The sequence below is a fragment of the Cellulomonas sp. KU4C genome (genome assembly GCF_056868065.1).
In genome coordinates this window covers 2,862,151-2,877,983 of the sequence record NZ_CP200322.1, presented here as the reverse complement: position 1 = coordinate 2,877,983, position 15,833 = coordinate 2,862,151, and the positions used below count along the sequence as shown (strand labels likewise).

The following is a 15,833-nucleotide window of genomic DNA, read 5'->3' as shown; positions in this document are numbered from 1 at the left end:
CCCGCTGGGACGGGCAAGGGTCGCGGGCTGGACCGCTCAGCGGTCGGGTGCGGCGGTCTCGGTCGCCCGCGCCGCCTCCTGCGCGGCGCTGCCGTCCCCGTCGTCGCGGCCCCGCAGCACGTCGAGCTCGGCCGCGACCAGGCCCAGCAGCAGCAGGTCGACCACGAGCCCGGACACCGCGCTCCACTGGTCGATCCGGAACAGGAAGATCTGCGTCAGCAGCAGGTTGACCAGCACCGCGCGGCGGAACCACTCGTACCCGCGCCGCCGGTCCGCGCCGACCCGCCGCAGCCCGACGGCCGCGCAGACCAGCGCCAGCGCGCCGCTCGCGATCATCCCGACCTCGGCCCACCACGGCAGGTCCGCACCCTGGGCGATCAGCACCACGCCCCGGCCGACCGTGTAGAGCGTCGCGACCGCGAGCACCGCCACGGTCACCCGCGGCAGCCAGCGGACCCGCACGACACGGCGAGACACCGTCACCACGGCCTGCGAGACCGCGCTGATCGGGTCCGGCAGCTCGCGCGCGTCGTCCTCGACCACGTCGAGCAGGGCGCGCACCTCCGCGGCGCCCCGGACGTCGCCCGCCGCCTGCGCGAGCTCGCGCGCGTGCCGCCGGGCCCGGGTCGAGAACCCGCCCGCCAGCCCGGCGACCGCGAGGTCGGCCGCGGCGGCCAGGGTCTCGTGCGGGTCGCGCGCCCGGCGGCCGTGGATCGCCTCGCCGAGCAGCACCAGGAACACGACCACCACGTAGATCAGCGACGCCGTGGGCTCGAAGAAGTAGTCGTTGTCCGACGTGACGAACTTGCCGATCTCGTCGATGAACAGCCCGAACCCGATGCCGCCCACCAGCGCCGCCAGCGGGCGCACCACGGGCCCGGCCCAGGACAGCGCGCCGACGACCGCCAGGGCCATCAGCAGGCCGCCCCAGAGGACGTGCGCGACGTGCAGGCCGCCGCCCCCGACCTGGGGGTAGCCGGACAGCGCGAGCAGACCGCGCGTCACCAGCACGGTCAGCACGGTGACGACCAGGAACCCGGCGACGTGCCGGGGCCCCGCGGGGTCGCGCGGCAGCCCGAGCACGAGCACCGGCGACCGCCGGGCCGTGCGCGGCTCGACCGCGCTCCCGCCGGGACGCCGCGCGGCCTCGCGGCTCACCGCTTGCGCTTCTCCCGGACGCGCACGGAGATGGAGATCGGCGTGCCCTCGAACCCGAACGTCTCGCGCAGGCGACGCTCGATGAACCGCCGGTACCCGGCCTCGAGGAACCCGGACGCGAAGATGACGAACCGCGGCGGGCGCGTCGACGCCTGCGTCGCGAACAGGATGCGGGGCTGCTTGCCGCCGCGCAGCGGGTGCGGGTGCGCCGCGACGAGCTCGCCGAGGAACGCGTTGAGCTTGCCGGTCGGCACGCGGGTGTCCCACGACTCGAGCGACCGCGTGAGCGCCGGCACCAGCCGGTCGGTGTGCCACCCCGTGCGGGCGGAGATGTTGACGCGCGGCGCCCAGGTGATCTGGACGAGCTCCTTCTCGATCTCCCGCTCCAGGTAGGGGCGGCGGTCCTCGTCCATGAGGTCCCACTTGTTGTACGCGATCACCAGCGCGCGACCGGCGTCGATGACCTGCTGGATCACGCGCGTGTCCTGCTCGGTCAGCGGCTGCGAGGCGTCGAGGAGCACGACGGCCACCTCGGCCTTCTCGATCGCGGCCTGGGTGCGCAGCGAGGCGTAGAAGTCCGCGCCGGACGTCTGGTGCACGCGGCGACGGATGCCGGCGGTGTCGACGAACCACCACGGGATGCCCTTGAGCTCGACGAGCTCGTCGACCGGGTCGCGGGTGGTGCCGGCGACGTCGTCCACGACCACGCGGTCGGTGCCGAGCACCTTGTTGAGCAGCGAGGACTTGCCGACGTTCGGGCGACCCACCAGCGCGACGCGCCGCGGACCACCCGGACGGGCGGCGCCGTGCGCGGACACGCGCGGCAGCGCGGCCATCGCCGCGTCCAGCAGGTCGCCGGTGCCGCGGCCGTGCAGCGCGGAGACGGGGTGCGGCTCGCCGAGGCCGAGGCTCCACAGCTCGGACGCGTCGGCCTCGACCCGCGGGCCGTCGACCTTGTTGGCGCACAGCACGACCGGCTTGCCGGACCTGCGGAGCAGCTTCACGACGCGCTCGTCGGTCGCGGTCGGCCCGACGGTGGCGTCCACGACGAACAGGACGGCGTCGGCCAGCGAGATGGCGACCTCGGCCTGCTCGGCGACGCGCGCCTCGATGCCGGCGACGTCGACCTCCCAGCCGCCGGTGTCGACCAGCGTGAACCGGCGGCCGGCCCACTCCGCGGGGTACGACACGCGGTCGCGGGTGACGCCCGGCTTGTCCTCGACGACGGCCTCGCGGCGGCCGAGGATGCGGTTCACGAGCGTCGACTTGCCGACGTTCGGGCGTCCGACGACGGCGAGCACGGGCAGCACGACGTGCTGGCCGAGCTCGTCGAGGTCCTCGAGGTCGCCCGAGAGCAGCGCGACGTCCTCCTCGGCGAGGTCGTACTCCTCGAGGCCCGCGCGCAGGGCACGCTCGCGGGTGGCGTCGTCCGCCGCCTCGGTGGTCACGTCGGTGCCGTCGAACGGCTCGGCCTCCGTGGTGCCGGCGCCCTCCGCGGCGAGGTCGACGACCTCGTCCTCGAGGGGTCCGGTGGTGGTCGGCTGGGCCGGCTCGCTGTCATGCATGGGCACCATTGTCCCCGACGGCGGGCCCTCGATCGACCGCGACCCGGCGTCAGTCCGTCGGGAGCGTGATCCGGGCCCGCCCGGAGGCCTCCGTGACGAGCGCGGACAGCGCCAGGCGGATGGTCTCGGTGGCCGCGACGACCGCGGCCCGGCGGGACTGGCCCTCGACCGGCTCGAGCCGGACGGGCTCCCCCAGCTCGACGTGCACGCGTCGGCGCAGCCCCGGGACGTGCCCGACGGACTCGCCGGTGCGCCGGGTCCCGAGGATCGCGACCGGGACCACCGGCGCGTGCCCGTTCACCGCCAGCCAGGCGATGCCCGCGCGCGCCGACGACGCGTCCCCGCGCCCCCGGTTGCCCTCGGGGAACACCCCGACCGCACCGCCCGCCTGCAGCACCCCGAGCGCCGTGGTCAGAGCGGAGCGGCCACCGGCGCGGTCCACGGGGATCTGCCGCGCCCCGCGCAGCACCATCCCGACCGGGCCGGTGAACATCTCCTCCTTGACCAGGATGTGCACCCGCCGCGGCGTGACCCCCTCGAGGATCGGCCCGTCAACCACGCTGGTGTGGTTCGCGGCGAACAGCACCGGGCCCGTGGCCGGGACGCGCTCCTCCCCGACGACACGCGTGTCCCAGACACCGTGCGCCAGGACCCGCCCGATCGCGCGCGCCCAGGCCGGGACCTCGCCGAGCGGCTCCGCCGTGGTCACGCGTGCAGGGACGTGGCCTGCGCCACGACGTCGAGCACCGCCTGGACGGTCTGGTCCAGGTCGAGCTCCGAGGAGTCCACCGTCACCACGCCGTCGGCGGCGACCAGGAACTGGGACACCGTGGAGTCGTCGGCGTCGCGGCGCACCACCTGGTCGCGGGTCGCCTCGACCGCGGCGGCGTCGGCCGTGCCGTGCACCTCGCGGGCGCGCCGGGCCAGCCGGGCCTCCTCGCTGGCGATCAGCAGCAGCCGCACGTCGGCGTCGGGCGCGATCACCGTCGTGATATCCCGCCCCTCCGCGACGATCCCGCGGCCGCCCGAGAACGACGACGACACCGCCTGCGCGGCGATCTCGGCCCGCTGCCGGCGTCCGAGCTCCGCCCGCACCTCGAGGTTCGTCGCGACCGCGCTCACCGCGGCCGAGATCGCGGTCTCCCGGATCGCCGCGCCGACGTCGTGCCCGTCCACGTGCACCCCGGGGTCGCGGGGGTCGACGCCCATCACCAGCGGCATCTCGCGCACCAGCGTCGCGACCGCGTCGGTGTCCGTCAGCGGGACGCCGCGGTGCAGCGCCCACCAGGTCGCGGCGCGGTACATCGCGCCCGTGTCGAGGTACGCCAGGCCGAGGCGCTCGGCCACCAGCCGGGACACGGTCGACTTGCCGGAGCCCGAGGGCCCGTCGACCGCCACCACCACGGGGCGCACCCCGTGCTCGTCGCGCGTGCTCATCTCACCAGTCTCCATCCGCGGGCCGTCAGCTCCGCCTCCAGGTGCGCCGAGCGCGCGGGGTCCACCGACACCGCGGCCATGCCGGCGGGTCGGCCCGCCGCGTGCTCGAGCTGCAGGTCCTCCAGGTTCACGCCCGCCGCGCCGACGTCCGTCAGCAGCCGGCCGAGCTCGCCGGGCTGGTCCGGGACCAGCACCGTCGTCACCGCGTAGCGGCGCGGTGCGCCGCCGTGCTTGCCGGGCACCAGCGCCACGCCGGCGTTGCCGTCGGCCAGCAGCCGGGCCAGCCGAGCGAGGGCGCCGAGCTCCACGTCCTCCGGGCCCGTGGCGCGCGCCGCGCCGTCGAGGGCCGCCAGCACCTCGTCCAGGTCGGTGCGCAGCCCCACGAGGACGTCGCGCACCGCCGCCGCGTTCGCCGCGAGGATCGACGTCCACAGCGCCGGGTCCGACGCCGCGATCCGCGTCACGTCGCGCAGGCCCTGGCCGGCGAGCCCCAGGGCGTCGGGCTCGGCGCCGCGCAGCCGCGCGGCCACCAGGCTCGCGGCGACCTGAGGCACGTGCGACACGGCCGCCACCGCCGCGTCGTGCGCGTCGGCGTCCATCGTCACCGGTACGCCGCCGAGGTCGGTCGCCAGCGCGCGCACCGCGAGCAGGGCGTCGGGCCGGGACTCCCCCGAGTCGACGACCACCCACGGGCGGCCCACGAACAGGTCCGGCACCGCCGCCGCCGGGCCCGAGCGCTCCCGCCCGGCCATCGGGTGCGACCCGACGTACCGGGTGAGGTCGGCACCCGCCGCGCGCAGCTCGCGCAGCACGTACCCCTTGACGCTGGCGACGTCCGTGACGACCGCACCGGGGTGCGCGGCCAGCTCGGCGCGCACCACGTCCGCCGTCACGTCCGGCGGCGCGGCCACCAGCACCAGGGCGGGCTCCGCGTCGCCGTCGGCCGCCGGGCGGCCCGCGCCGACGTCGCGCGCCAGCGCCAGGGCCGTCCGGGACGGGTCGTGCAGGGTCACCTCGACGCCGCGGGTGCTCAGCGCGAGCCCCACCGACGCGCCGAGGAGCCCGGTGCCGACGACGCGGACGGGGCCGCGTGTGGCGACCCCGCCCGCACCTGCGGCGGTCGTGGCGGACGTGCTCACATGCCCGCCGACGTCATCAGCGACCCGACCTCCGCCTTGCCGAGCACGCGGGTGCGGCCCTGGCGGAGGTCGCCCAGCTTGATCGGGCCGATCTGCGTGCGCAGCAGGCGGGTCACGGGGTGCCCGACCTCCTCGAGCAGCCGGCGCACGACGCGGTTGCGGCCCTCGTGCAGCACGATCTCGACCATGCTCGCCTGCGGCGTCTGGTCGACCAGCCGGAACGAGTCCACCGCGACGACGCCGTCCTCGAGCTCGACGCCCTTGCGCAGCCGGGTGCCGATCCCGCCGGAGACGCGGCCCTCGACCGTCGCGAGGTACGTCTTGGCGACTCCGTGGGACGGGTGCGACAGCCGGTTGGCCAGCTCGCCGTCGTTGGTCAGCAGGATCAGGCCCTCGGAGTCCGCGTCCAGGCGCCCGACGTGGAACAGCCGCTCCTCGCGGTTCTCGACGAACTGCGCGAGCGACGGCCGGCCCTCGGGGTCGTGCATGGTCGACACGACGCCCAGCGGCTTGTTCAGCGCCAGGGTGATGACGTTCTGGTCGAGCTGCAGCCGCAGGCCGTCGACATGGATCACCGACGCCTTCGGGTCGACGCGCACGCCGAGCTCCAGGACGATCTGCCCGTCGACCTCGACGCGACCCGCCGCGATCAGCTCCTCGCACGCGCGGCGCGAGCCGAGGCCCGCCTGGGCGAGCACCTTCTGCAGGCGGACGCCCTCGGGGTCGTGGACGTCGACCGTCGGCTCCGCGCCCGTGCGGCGCGGCGCGGGACGCGTCGGACCGGACGGCCACCGCGACCCGGGACGGCCGATGCCGCCGGCGGGACCACGCTGACCGGCACCGCTGCGGGGACCGCCGGCACCGCGCGACCCCGCACCCGCACCCTGCGGACGACCGGAGCCGCCACCGGACGCGCCGGTCCCACGGGACGGACCCGCACCGCGGGACGGACCGCCGGGGCGACCCTGGCCGCCGCCGCGGGACTCGCCGCCCTGCCAGCCACCACGCGACTCGCCGCCGCGGGGCGCACCACCGCGCGACTCACCGCCCGACCAGCCGCCGCCCGACGGCCGCCCGGCGCCCGAGGGTCGCCCGGGGCCGGAGGGTCGCCCGGCGCCACCGGACCGCCCGCCGCCGTCGGACCACCCGGACCCGCCGGGCCGGCCGGAGCCGCCCGGTCGTCCCGCACCGCCGCCGGGCCGGCCCTGGCCGCCCCGTCCGGCACCGCCGGACCGGCCCGCCGCACCGCCGCCGGCCCCGCGCGCGCCGTTCCCGCCGCCCGCTCCGCCGCGGCCTCGGCCGCCCTGTCCTGCTGTACTCATCACACGTCTCCTGTCGTACCGTCGGCGCCGTCCAGCCCGTCGAACGCATCGATCTCGGGCAGGTACGGCGCGAGCGGGGGCAGCTCATCGAGGTCCGTGAGGCCCATCCGCTCGAGGAAGTATCCCGTGGTCCGGTACAAGACCGCACCTGTGGTCGGATCGGTGCCGCTCTCGGCCACCAGTCCGCGGGTGGTCAGCGTCCGGACGACGCCGTCCACGTTGACGCCGCGCACGCCCGAGACCTGCCCGCGCGTGACCGGCTGGCGGTACGCGATCACGGCCAGGGTCTCGAGCGCCGCCTGCGTGAGGCGGGCCGTCTGCCCGTCCAGCACGAAGCCGCCCACCACCTGGTGGAAGGCGGGGGCGGAGTAGATCCGCCAGCCGGCGCCGGCGTGCCGGAGCTCGAACCCGCGGGGTCGCCCGCCGCGCTCCCCGCGGTACTCGGCGGCGAGCTCGGCGAGCAGCGCGCCGACCCGCTCCGTGGGCAGGCCGAGCACGCTCGCGAGCCGGACGGCGGGCACGGGCTCGTCGGCGACCATGAGCACCGCCTCGAGCGCCGCCAGGGCACCGCCGGGCAGGTCGTCGACGTCCGGCGCCGGCTCCTCGGGCACGAGTCCGGGCGCGAGCACCGGCTCGGCGCCGTCCGTCACCTGCGCGGTCGGGTCCGTCATCCGTCCTGCCCCTCCGTCGGCACCGGGGCGTCGTCGCCCTCGTCGTAGTCCGTGTCCACCGTCACCTCGTCGTCGCCCGCACCCGTCCACCGCACGGTCAGCTTCGCCCAGCGGCTCGACCTGGTCGAACCCCACGGCCCCCTGCCGGAACAGCTCGAGCAGCGCGAGGAACCGGGCGACCACGAGCAGCGTCGACCCGGCGTCGACCGTCAGCGTGCGGAACGACGCCGGACCGCCCGACCGCAGCCGGTCGGCCAGCAGCGCCGCCTGCTCGCGGACGCTGACCGCCGGGGCGTGCAGGTGGCTGATGTCGACGTCGGGCGGAGGCGGTGCGGGCGCCAGGGGCTTCGCCGCCAGGGCCGCGAGCTCCTCGGGGCCGATCTGCCACACGAGCTCCGGCAGCATCGCGGCGAGGTGCGGCTCGAGCTGCACGGTGCGCGGGAACCGGCGGCCCTGGTCGGTCAGCCGCGAGCCGATGTCGGTGGCGACGACCTTGTACGCGCGGTACTGCAGCAGCCGCGCGAACAGCAGGTCGCGCGCCTCGAGCAGCTCGAGGTCCTCGGCGTCCTCGACGTCGCCCGCGGGCAGCAGGCGCGCGGCCTTCAGGTCCAGCAGGGTCGCGGCGACGACCAGGAACTCGCTCACCTGCCCGAGGTCCCAGGTCGGCCCGCCGTCCGCCGCGGACCGCTCGGCGGCCCGGATGTAGCCGATGAACTCGTCGGTGACGGTCGCCAGCGCCACCTCGGTGATGTCGAGCTTGTGCTTCGAGATCAGCCCCAGCAGCAGGTCGAACGGCCCGGAGAAGTTGTCCAGGTGCACGCGGAACGCGCCGTCGTCGACGGCTCCCGGCGCCGCGGTGTCGGTCCCGGTCGGGGCCGCCGTGTCAGGCGGCGTCGCCACGGGCGACGAGCTCCCGCGCCAGCTGCCGGTACGCGTGCGCGCCGGGGTGGGTCGGCGCGTAGGTGGTGATCGGCTCGGCGGCCACCGACGCGTCGGGGAACTTCACGGTCCGCCCGATCATCGTGTGCAGCAGCGTGTCGCCGAACGCCTCGTAGACGCGGGCGACGACCTCGCGGGCGTGCAGCGTCCGCGGGTCGAACATGGTCGCGAGGATGCCGTCGACCTCGAGGCGCGGGTTCAGCCGGTCGCGGACCTTCTCGATCGTCTCGACCAGCAGCGCCACGCCGCGCAGCGCGAAGAACTCGCACTCCAGCGGGATCAGCACGCCGTGCGACGCGGTCAGCGCGTTGACGGTGAGCAGGCCCAGCGACGGCTGGCAGTCGACGAGCACCACGTCGTAGTCGTCCAGCACCGGCCGCAGCACGCGCGCCAGGATCGACTCGCGGGCGACCTCGCTGACCAGCTGCACCTCGGCGGCGGACAGGTCGATGTTCGCGGGCAGCAGGTCTAGGCCGGGGATCTCGGTGGGGCGGATGATCTCGCCCACCACTGCGTGCCGGTCGATCAGCAGGTCGTAGACCGTCCGGTCGAGCTCGTGCGGGTTCGCGCCCAGGCCCACCGACGCGGCGCCCTGCGGGTCGAAGTCGACGATGAGCACCCGGCGGCCGTACTCGGCGAGCGCGGCGGCCAGGTTGATGGTCGTGGTCGTCTTGCCGACCCCGCCCTTCTGGTTGCACATCGCGATGACGCGGGCCGGGCCGTGCGACGCCAGGGGCGCGGGGACGGCGAAGTCCGGCAGGGGCCTGCCCACCGGGTCGAGAACGGTCTCGGTCGTCTCCTCGCGTGCCACCAGGACAACTTACCGGAGCGGTCGGCCCGTCAGCCGCGTCCCGCGCCGGGCGCGGCGGTCCGGGACGGCGCCGGGCCCCGCGTCGACCGCCTGGCACGCGGGTGGCTGGTGGCGTAGACCTCCCGCAGGGTGTCCGGCGTCACCCTGGTGTAGATCTGCGTGGTGGTCACCGACGCGTGCCCGAGCAGCTCCTGCACGACGCGGACGTCGGCGCCGCCCGCGAGCAGGTGGGTCGCGAACGAGTGCCGCAGGGTGTGCGGGGACACGTGCTCGGCGCCCGGGAGCCCGGCCCGCTCCGCCGCCGTCCGCAGCACCGCCCACGCGCTCTGCCGCGACAGCCGCGCGCCGCGGGTGTTGAGGAACACCGCCGCGCCGCTCCCCTGCTGCCGGCCCGCGGCCGCCAGCGCCGGGCGCGCGCGCACGAGGTACGCCTCGACCGCCTCCACCGCGTACGCGCCGACCGGGACCACGCGCTCCTTGCTGCCCTTGCCGAACAGCCGCACGGCGGCCCGGCCCGGCGTCAGGTCGAGGTCGTCCACGTCGAGCCCGACGGCCTCCGAGATGCGCGCGCCCGTGGAGTACAGCAGCTCGAGCAGGGCACGGTCCCGCAGCGGCACCGGTCCGTCCCCGAGCGACGCGGCGTCGAGCAGGCGCTCCACCTCGTGGGTCGCGATCGCCTTCGGCAGCACCTGCGCCTGCTTCGGCGGCCGGACGCCGCGTGCGGGGTCGTCGCCGCTCAGGCCCTCGAGGACGCAGAACCGGTGCCAGCCCCGCACCGCGACGACCGCGCGCTTCGCGGACGACGCGGACAGCACCGCGCGGTCGTCGGACCCGGTCCGGACGGCGGTGAGGAAGTCCTCGACGTCCGCCTCGGCGACGTCGGCGACCCCGGTCCGCCCGGCCCGCTCGAGGTGCGCGACGTAGCGGGACAGGTCGCGTCGGTAGGCGGCCAGCGTGTTCGCGGACAGGCCGCGCTCGACCGTCAGGTGCGCGAGGTAGCCGTCGAGGGCGGAGCGCAGCGCGGGGGCCTCCGCCATCGGGTCGTCCTCCCTGCCTCGCCGGACCGGGCCGGCGCGCTCGGGGGCCGCCGGCTAGAGCGGGAGGAACACGTCGACCGCCACCGCGACCGACAGCAGCGACAGGTACGTGATCGACCCGTGGAACACCGACATCGCGCGCAGCTTGCCGCGGGACGGGTCCTGGGCGCGACGGTACAGCCCGATGCAGGACCACAGGAACCACACGCCCAGCGCGGTCGCCACGACGCCGTACACCCAGGTCATCGACGCGACGGGCCACAGCAGCAGCGAGCACGCGATCATCGCGAGCGTGTAGGCGATCATCTGGCGCGCGACCTTGGGGTCGGACTCGACCACCGGCAGCATCGGCACGCCGGCGGCGGCGTAGTCCTTGCGGAACTTCATCGACAGCGGCCAGTAGTGCGGCGGGGTCCAGAAGAAGATCACGCCGAACAGCAGCACCGCCGCCCAGGACACCCCGCCGGTCACCGCGGACCAGCCGATCAGCACCGGCATGCAGCCGGCCGCGCCGCCCCAGACGATGTTCTGCGGGGTGCGGCGCTTGAGGATCATCGTGTAGCCGATGACGTAGATGAGGATCGCCCCGCCGGTGAGCAGCGCCGACGGCACGTTCACCAGCAGCGCCAGCCACAGCAGCGAGACGACGCCCAGCGCCAGCCCGAACACGAGCGCGGCGCGCGGGGTGATCTCCCCCGTGACCAGGGGTCGGCGCTTGGTCCGGTTCATCACCTGGTCGATGTCGCGGTCGATGTAGCAGTTGAGGACGTTCGCCGACCCGGCCGCGGCCGCGCCGCCGACCAGCGTCGCGAGCACCAGGCCCACGGACGGGAACCGGCCGTGGGCGAGGATCATCGTCGGCAGCGTGGTCACGAGCAGCAGCTCGATCACGCGGGGCTTGGTCAGCGCCACGTAGGACAGCACGCGCTGCCGGACCGTGCGGCCCGCGGGGGCCGTCGACGGCGGCGTCGTGGGTCGGGAGGCGGCGCCGGCGGGAGCTGCAGGGCTCGTCGTGCGCACTCCGGTCCTCCGCCCCTCCTCGGACCGCGGGGCAGCAGGGCCCCGCGGATGATCCTGGCCATCGTACGGCCCCGCGGACGGTCGGTGCGGCCAGGAGCGCCCTGGGACCTCGGTCCCAGGGGTGTGACGTCCGTCGCCCCGGGGCCTGTCGGCCTGTGGACGACCGGCAGCACCCCCGGCTGCGGGTCTAGGCTCGAACAGCACGCTCGGCACCGCGGCACCACGGGTCCCGGGCGTGAGCGTCGCCCGGCCCCCGACCGGGTACGCGTCCGTCGACGTCCCGGGCGATCGGGACGAGAAGTGAGGTGGCACGACGATGACTGAGGGCATCACGCCGCTCGACCAGGTGGCCGACGCGGGCGTCGCGGTCTGGTTGGACGACCTGTCGCGGGAGCGGCTGCGGACCGGCGGCCTGGCGGGCCTCGTGTCCGACCGGCGCGTGGTCGGCGTCACGACCAACCCGACCATCTTCGCGAGCGCGCTCGCAAAGGGCGACGCGTACGACGAGCAGCTGAAGCAGCTCGCCGCGCAGGGCACCGACGTGGGCGGCGCGGTCTTCGCGATCACGACCGACGACGTCCGGGACGCCGCCGACGTGCTGCGGCCCGTCTACGACGCGACCGCGGGCCAGGACGGCCGGGTGTCGATCGAGGTCGACCCGCGCCTGGCGCACGACACCCAGGGCACCGTCGACTCGGCGCGCGCCCTGTGGTCGACCGTGGACCGCCCCAACGTCTTCATCAAGATCCCCGCGACGCTCGACGGGCTGCCCGCGATCACGCAGGTGCTCGCCGACGGCATCAGCGTGAACGTCACCCTGATCTTCTCCCTCGAGCGGTACCGCGCCGTGCTGGACGCGTTCGTCGAGGGTCTCGAGCAGGCCCGCGCGAACGGGCACGACCTGGCGGCCATCGCCTCGGTCGCGTCGTTCTTCGTGTCCCGGGTGGACGCGGCGATCGACCCGCGGCTCGACGAGATCGGCACCCCCGAGGCCGCCGCGCTGCGCGGCAAGGCCGCCATCGCGAACGCCCGGCTCGCCTACGGCGTCTACGAGGAGGTCGTCGCGGGCGACCGCTGGCAGGCGCTCGCCGCCGCCGGCGCGCACCCGCAGCGCCCGCTGTGGGCGTCCACCGGCGTCAAGGACAAGGCCTACCCCGACACCCGCTACGTGGACGAGCTCGTCGTCGCCGGCGTCGTCAACACCATGCCCGAGGCCACGCTGCAGGCCGTCGCCGACCACGGCGACTTCCGCGGCGACACCGTCACCGGGACCCAGGCCGAGGCGCAGGCGGTCGTCGACGGCCTCGCCGCGCTCGGCATCCACATCGACGAGGTCACCGACGCGCTCGAGACCGAGGGCGTCGACAAGTTCGAGAAGTCCTGGGCCGAGCTGCTCGACACCGTCCGCGACGGCCTGGCGCAGGTGACCGCGTGAGGCCCGCGAAGGTCACCGCCGAGCACAACCCGCTCCGGGACCCGCGCGACCGTCGCCTGCCCCGCATCGCGGGCCCCTCCGGCCTGGTGATCTTCGGCGTCACGGGCGACCTCGCCCGCAAGAAGCTCATGCCCGCGGTCTACGACCTCACCAACCGCGGCCTGCTGCCCCCCGGCTTCGCGCTCACCGGGTTCGCCCGGCGCGACTGGGAGGACCAGGACTTCGCGCAGATCGTGCACGACTCCGTCAAGGAGCACGCGCGCACCCCGTTCCGCGAGTCGACCTGGCGCCAGCTGTCCGAGGGCATCCGGTTCGTCCAGGGCTCGTTCGACGACGACGACGCGTTCGACCGCCTCCGCCAGACCGTCGAGGAGCTCGACGTCACCCGCGGCACCGGTGGCAACCACGCGTTCTACCTCTCGGTCCCGCCGAGCGCGTTCCCCGTCGTGTGCAAGCAGCTCGCCCGCTCCGGCCTGTCGGAGTCCGTCGAGGACGCCTGGCGGCGCGTGGTGATCGAGAAGCCGTTCGGCCACGACCTGAAGTCCGCGCAGGAGCTCAACGACGTCGTGTCGAGCGTGTTCCACCCGGACGACGTCTTCCGGATCGACCACTACCTCGGCAAGGAGACGGTGCAGAACCTGCTGGCGCTGCGGTTCGCCAACCAGCTGTTCGAGCCGATCTGGAACGCCAACTACGTCGACCACGTCCAGATCACGATGGCCGAGGACATCGGCGTCGGCGGTCGCGCCGGGTACTACGACGGCATCGGCGCTGCACGCGACGTCATCCAGAACCACCTCCTGCAGCTCCTCGCGCTCACGGCGATGGAGGAGCCCGTCACGTTCGACGCGCACGACCTGACGGCCGAGAAGATCAAGGTCCTCTCCGCCGTCCGCGTGCCGAAGGACATCGGCAAGCACACCGCGCGCGGGCAGTACGCCGCGGGCTGGCAGGGCGGGGAGAAGGTCGTCGGCTACCTCGACGAGGGCGGCTTCGACCCCAACTCCTCCACCGAGACGTTCGCCGCGATCCGCGTCGACGTCGACACCCGCCGCTGGGCCGGGGTGCCGTTCTACCTGCGCACCGGCAAGCGGCTGGGGCGCCGCGTCACCGAGATCGCCGTCGTGTTCAAGAAGGCGCCGCACCTGCCCTTCGAGTCCACCGCCACCGAGGAGCTCGGCAAGAACGCGCTCGTCATCCGCGTGCAGCCCGACGAGGGCGTGACGCTGCGGTTCGGCGCCAAGGTCCCGGGCACCGCGATGGAGGTCCGCGACGTCACGATGGACTTCGGCTACGGCCACGCGTTCACCGAGTCGTCCCCCGAGGCCTACGAGCGCCTCATCCTCGACGTGCTGCTCGGCGACCCGCCGCTGTTCCCCCGGCACGAGGAGGTCGAGCTGTCCTGGAAGATCCTCGACCCGATCACCTCGTACTGGGCGAGCAAGGGCAAGCCCGAGCCGTACCGCGCCGGCACCTGGGGCCCCGAGTCGGCCGACCGCATGATGGAGCGCGACGGACGTAGCTGGAGGCGACCGTGATCATCGACCTGCCCAAGACCACCACCCGCGACATCAACAAGCGGCTGGTCGACGAGCGCGACGAGGGCGGTGCCGTCGCCCTCGGGCGCGTGCTGACGCTCATCATCGACGTCGGCGCGCACGACCCCGAGGCGGCGATCGACGCGGCCAACGACGCGAGCCGTGAGCACCCGTGCCGCGTCATCGTGCTGACCGAGAAGGGCCCGGGCGCGGAGTCCGAGCTCGACGCCCAGATCCGCCTCGGCGGCGACGCCGGCGCGAGCGAGGTCGTCATCCTGCACCCGTCCGAGGCGCAGGCCCGGCACCTCGACACGCTCGTCCTCCCCCTGCTGCTGCCCGACGCCCCGATCGTCGCCTGGTGGCCGTACGACGCGCCGGACGACCCGTCGCAGCACCCGATCGGCCAGCTCGCCCGCCGCCGGATCACCGACAGCACCGAGTGCTCGCGCCCGTCCGACACCCTGCGCCGACTCGCCCAGGGGTACGCGGACGGCGACACCGACCTGGCGTGGACCCGCACGACCCTGTGGCGCGGCCTGATCGCCGCGACCCTGGACCAGCCGCCGTTCGAGCCCGTGCAGCGCGCGGTCGTCTCGGGCGAGAGCACCCACCCCTCGGTCGACCTCATGGCCGCGTGGCTCGCGTACGCGCTGAACTGCCCGGTGGAGATCGAGCGCCAGGCCGACGCCCCCGCGATCACCCAGGTGCGCCTGGAGCGGAAGTCCGGCCCGATCGTGCTCGACAGGCCCGACGGCAAGACCGCCGCGCTGCGCCAGCCCGACCAGCCCGAGCACCGGATCGCGCTGCCGATCCGCCAGCTGCGCGAGTGCCTCGCCGAGGAGCTCCGCCGCCTGGACGCCGACGAGGTCTACGGCGAGGTCCTGCGCAAGGGCATGACGAAGGTCGGCGCATGACGGCCGCCCCCCGGACCGTCCTCGTCCACCCCGACGCGACCGTGCTCGCCGAGGCCACCGCCGCACGCCTCCTCACCCGGCTGGTCGACGTGCAGTCGGCCGCCGCCCCGGTGCACGTCGTGCTCACCGGCGGCACGGTGGGCATCCGGACCCTCGCCGCCGTCGCGGCCAGCCCGGCGCGGGACGCCGTGGACTGGTCCGGCGTGCACCTGTGGTGGGGCGACGAGCGGTTCCTCGCCGACGGCGACCCCGACCGGAACGAGACGCAGGCGCGCGACGCGCTGATCTCCGCCCTCGGCGACGCGCTCCCCGGGGCCAACGTGCACCCGATGCGCGCCCTCGACGAGGCGGCCGGCATCGCCACGCCCGAGGACGCGGCCGCCGCCTACGCCGCCGAGCTCGCCGCGTTCGCCCCCGAGGGGTCCGACGTGCCGGCCTTCGACGTGCTCATGCTCGGCATGGGCCCGGACGGGCACGTCGCGTCCCTGTTCCCGGGGCACGAGGCCGTCGGCACGACCGGCGTCCCCACGGTCGGGGTGCACGGCTCCCCCAAGCCGCCGCCGCTGCGGGTCTCGCTCACGTTCGAGGCCATCCACGCCGCGCAGGAGGTCTGGGTCGTGGCCGCGGGCGCGGAGAAGGCCGGCGCGGTGGCGTCCGCGCTCTCCGACGCCCCGGTCGAGCAGACCCCCGCCGCGGGGGCACGCGGCACCCGCGCGACGCTGTGGCTCGTCGACGCGGCCGCGGTGGCCGAGGTCGGCGCGGCCTGACCGGCGGCCGCGCGCCGCACCACGCACGACCCCGGGGGCCCGGCAGCACACGCTGCCGGGCCCTCGTCCCGCTCGACCGA

At 75.2% G+C, this 15,833-nt stretch carries 14 protein-coding genes and 1 pseudogene; 4 read left to right on the top strand and 11 right to left on the bottom strand.

Going from position 1 to position 15,833, the window contains the following annotated elements; genetic code table 11:
• Positions 1–36: 36 nt before the first annotated feature.
• The 11 genes and pseudogenes from AC1VL8_RS13555 to AC1VL8_RS13505 form a co-directional block, all read right to left on the bottom strand.
• Entirely contained in the window at positions 37–1,158 is a 1,122-nt protein-coding gene (locus tag AC1VL8_RS13555) for a hypothetical protein (protein WP_483075516.1), read from the bottom strand.
• Positions 1,155–2,723: a ribosome biogenesis GTPase Der gene (der, locus tag AC1VL8_RS13550; protein ID WP_389228541.1), complete on the bottom strand. Its 1,569-nt coding sequence runs from the start codon at positions 2,721–2,723 to the stop codon at positions 1,155–1,157. The genes AC1VL8_RS13555 and der overlap by 4 nt, the downstream gene beginning before the upstream one ends.
• Before the next feature lie 49 nt (positions 2,724–2,772).
• On the bottom strand, positions 2,773–3,432 hold the full coding sequence (locus AC1VL8_RS13545) for a lysophospholipid acyltransferase family protein (RefSeq protein ID WP_483075515.1): 660 nt from the start codon (positions 3,430–3,432) through the stop codon (positions 2,773–2,775).
• Complete coding sequence (gene cmk, locus AC1VL8_RS13540) at positions 3,429–4,160, bottom strand: (d)CMP kinase (RefSeq protein WP_483075514.1); 732 nt, start codon at positions 4,158–4,160, stop codon at positions 3,429–3,431. Before cmk ends, AC1VL8_RS13545 begins: the two co-directional genes overlap by 4 nt.
• Positions 4,157–5,299, bottom strand: coding sequence for a prephenate dehydrogenase (locus AC1VL8_RS13535; protein WP_389228532.1), 1,143 nt, complete (start codon positions 5,297–5,299; stop codon positions 4,157–4,159). The genes cmk and AC1VL8_RS13535 overlap by 4 nt, the downstream gene beginning before the upstream one ends.
• A complete protein-coding gene (locus tag AC1VL8_RS13530) occupies positions 5,296–6,006 on the bottom strand; it encodes a pseudouridine synthase (protein ID WP_483076253.1) in 711 nt (236 codons plus the stop codon). The genes AC1VL8_RS13535 and AC1VL8_RS13530 overlap by 4 nt, the downstream gene beginning before the upstream one ends.
• Before the next feature lie 614 nt (positions 6,007–6,620).
• The gene (gene scpB, locus AC1VL8_RS13525; RefSeq protein WP_483075513.1) at positions 6,621–7,292 is read right to left on the bottom strand and encodes an SMC-Scp complex subunit ScpB; all 672 of its coding nucleotides are present in this window, start codon (positions 7,290–7,292) and stop codon (positions 6,621–6,623) included.
• Positions 7,289–8,192: pseudogene (locus AC1VL8_RS13520) on the bottom strand (segregation and condensation protein A). Before AC1VL8_RS13520 ends, scpB begins: the two are co-directional and overlap by 4 nt.
• Positions 8,176–9,042 (bottom strand): ParA family protein, encoded by an 867-nt coding sequence (locus AC1VL8_RS13515; RefSeq protein ID WP_389228519.1) that lies wholly within the window; start codon positions 9,040–9,042, stop codon positions 8,176–8,178. The pseudogene AC1VL8_RS13520 and the gene AC1VL8_RS13515 overlap by 17 nt, the downstream one beginning before the upstream one ends.
• 29 nt (positions 9,043–9,071) lie before the next feature.
• On the bottom strand, positions 9,072–10,079 hold the full coding sequence (gene xerD, locus AC1VL8_RS13510; protein ID WP_483075512.1) for a site-specific tyrosine recombinase XerD: 1,008 nt from the start codon (positions 10,077–10,079) through the stop codon (positions 9,072–9,074).
• 54 nt (positions 10,080–10,133) lie between these two features.
• Entirely contained in the window at positions 10,134–11,003 is an 870-nt protein-coding gene (locus AC1VL8_RS13505; protein ID WP_483075511.1) for a heme o synthase, read from the bottom strand.
• 412 nt (positions 11,004–11,415) lie between these two features.
• Here AC1VL8_RS13505 and tal point away from each other — a divergent pair, with 412 nt between their 5' ends.
• From tal to pgl, 4 genes are read left to right on the top strand one after another with little or no spacing between them, the layout of a single operon-like run.
• Complete coding sequence (tal, locus tag AC1VL8_RS13500) at positions 11,416–12,534, top strand: transaldolase (RefSeq protein WP_483075510.1); 1,119 nt, start codon at positions 11,416–11,418, stop codon at positions 12,532–12,534.
• Complete coding sequence (gene zwf, locus AC1VL8_RS13495; RefSeq protein WP_389228507.1) at positions 12,531–14,072, top strand: glucose-6-phosphate dehydrogenase; 1,542 nt, start codon at positions 12,531–12,533, stop codon at positions 14,070–14,072. The genes tal and zwf overlap by 4 nt, the downstream gene beginning before the upstream one ends.
• On the top strand, positions 14,069–14,986 hold the full coding sequence (locus AC1VL8_RS13490) for a glucose-6-phosphate dehydrogenase assembly protein OpcA (protein WP_483075509.1): 918 nt from the start codon (positions 14,069–14,071) through the stop codon (positions 14,984–14,986). The genes zwf and AC1VL8_RS13490 overlap by 4 nt, the downstream gene beginning before the upstream one ends.
• Positions 14,983–15,753 carry a 6-phosphogluconolactonase gene (gene pgl, locus AC1VL8_RS13485; protein WP_483075508.1) on the top strand — a complete coding sequence of 257 codons (771 nt, stop codon included), beginning with the start codon at positions 14,983–14,985 and terminating at the stop codon, positions 15,751–15,753. The genes AC1VL8_RS13490 and pgl overlap by 4 nt, the downstream gene beginning before the upstream one ends.
• Positions 15,754–15,833: the final 80 nt, after the last annotated feature.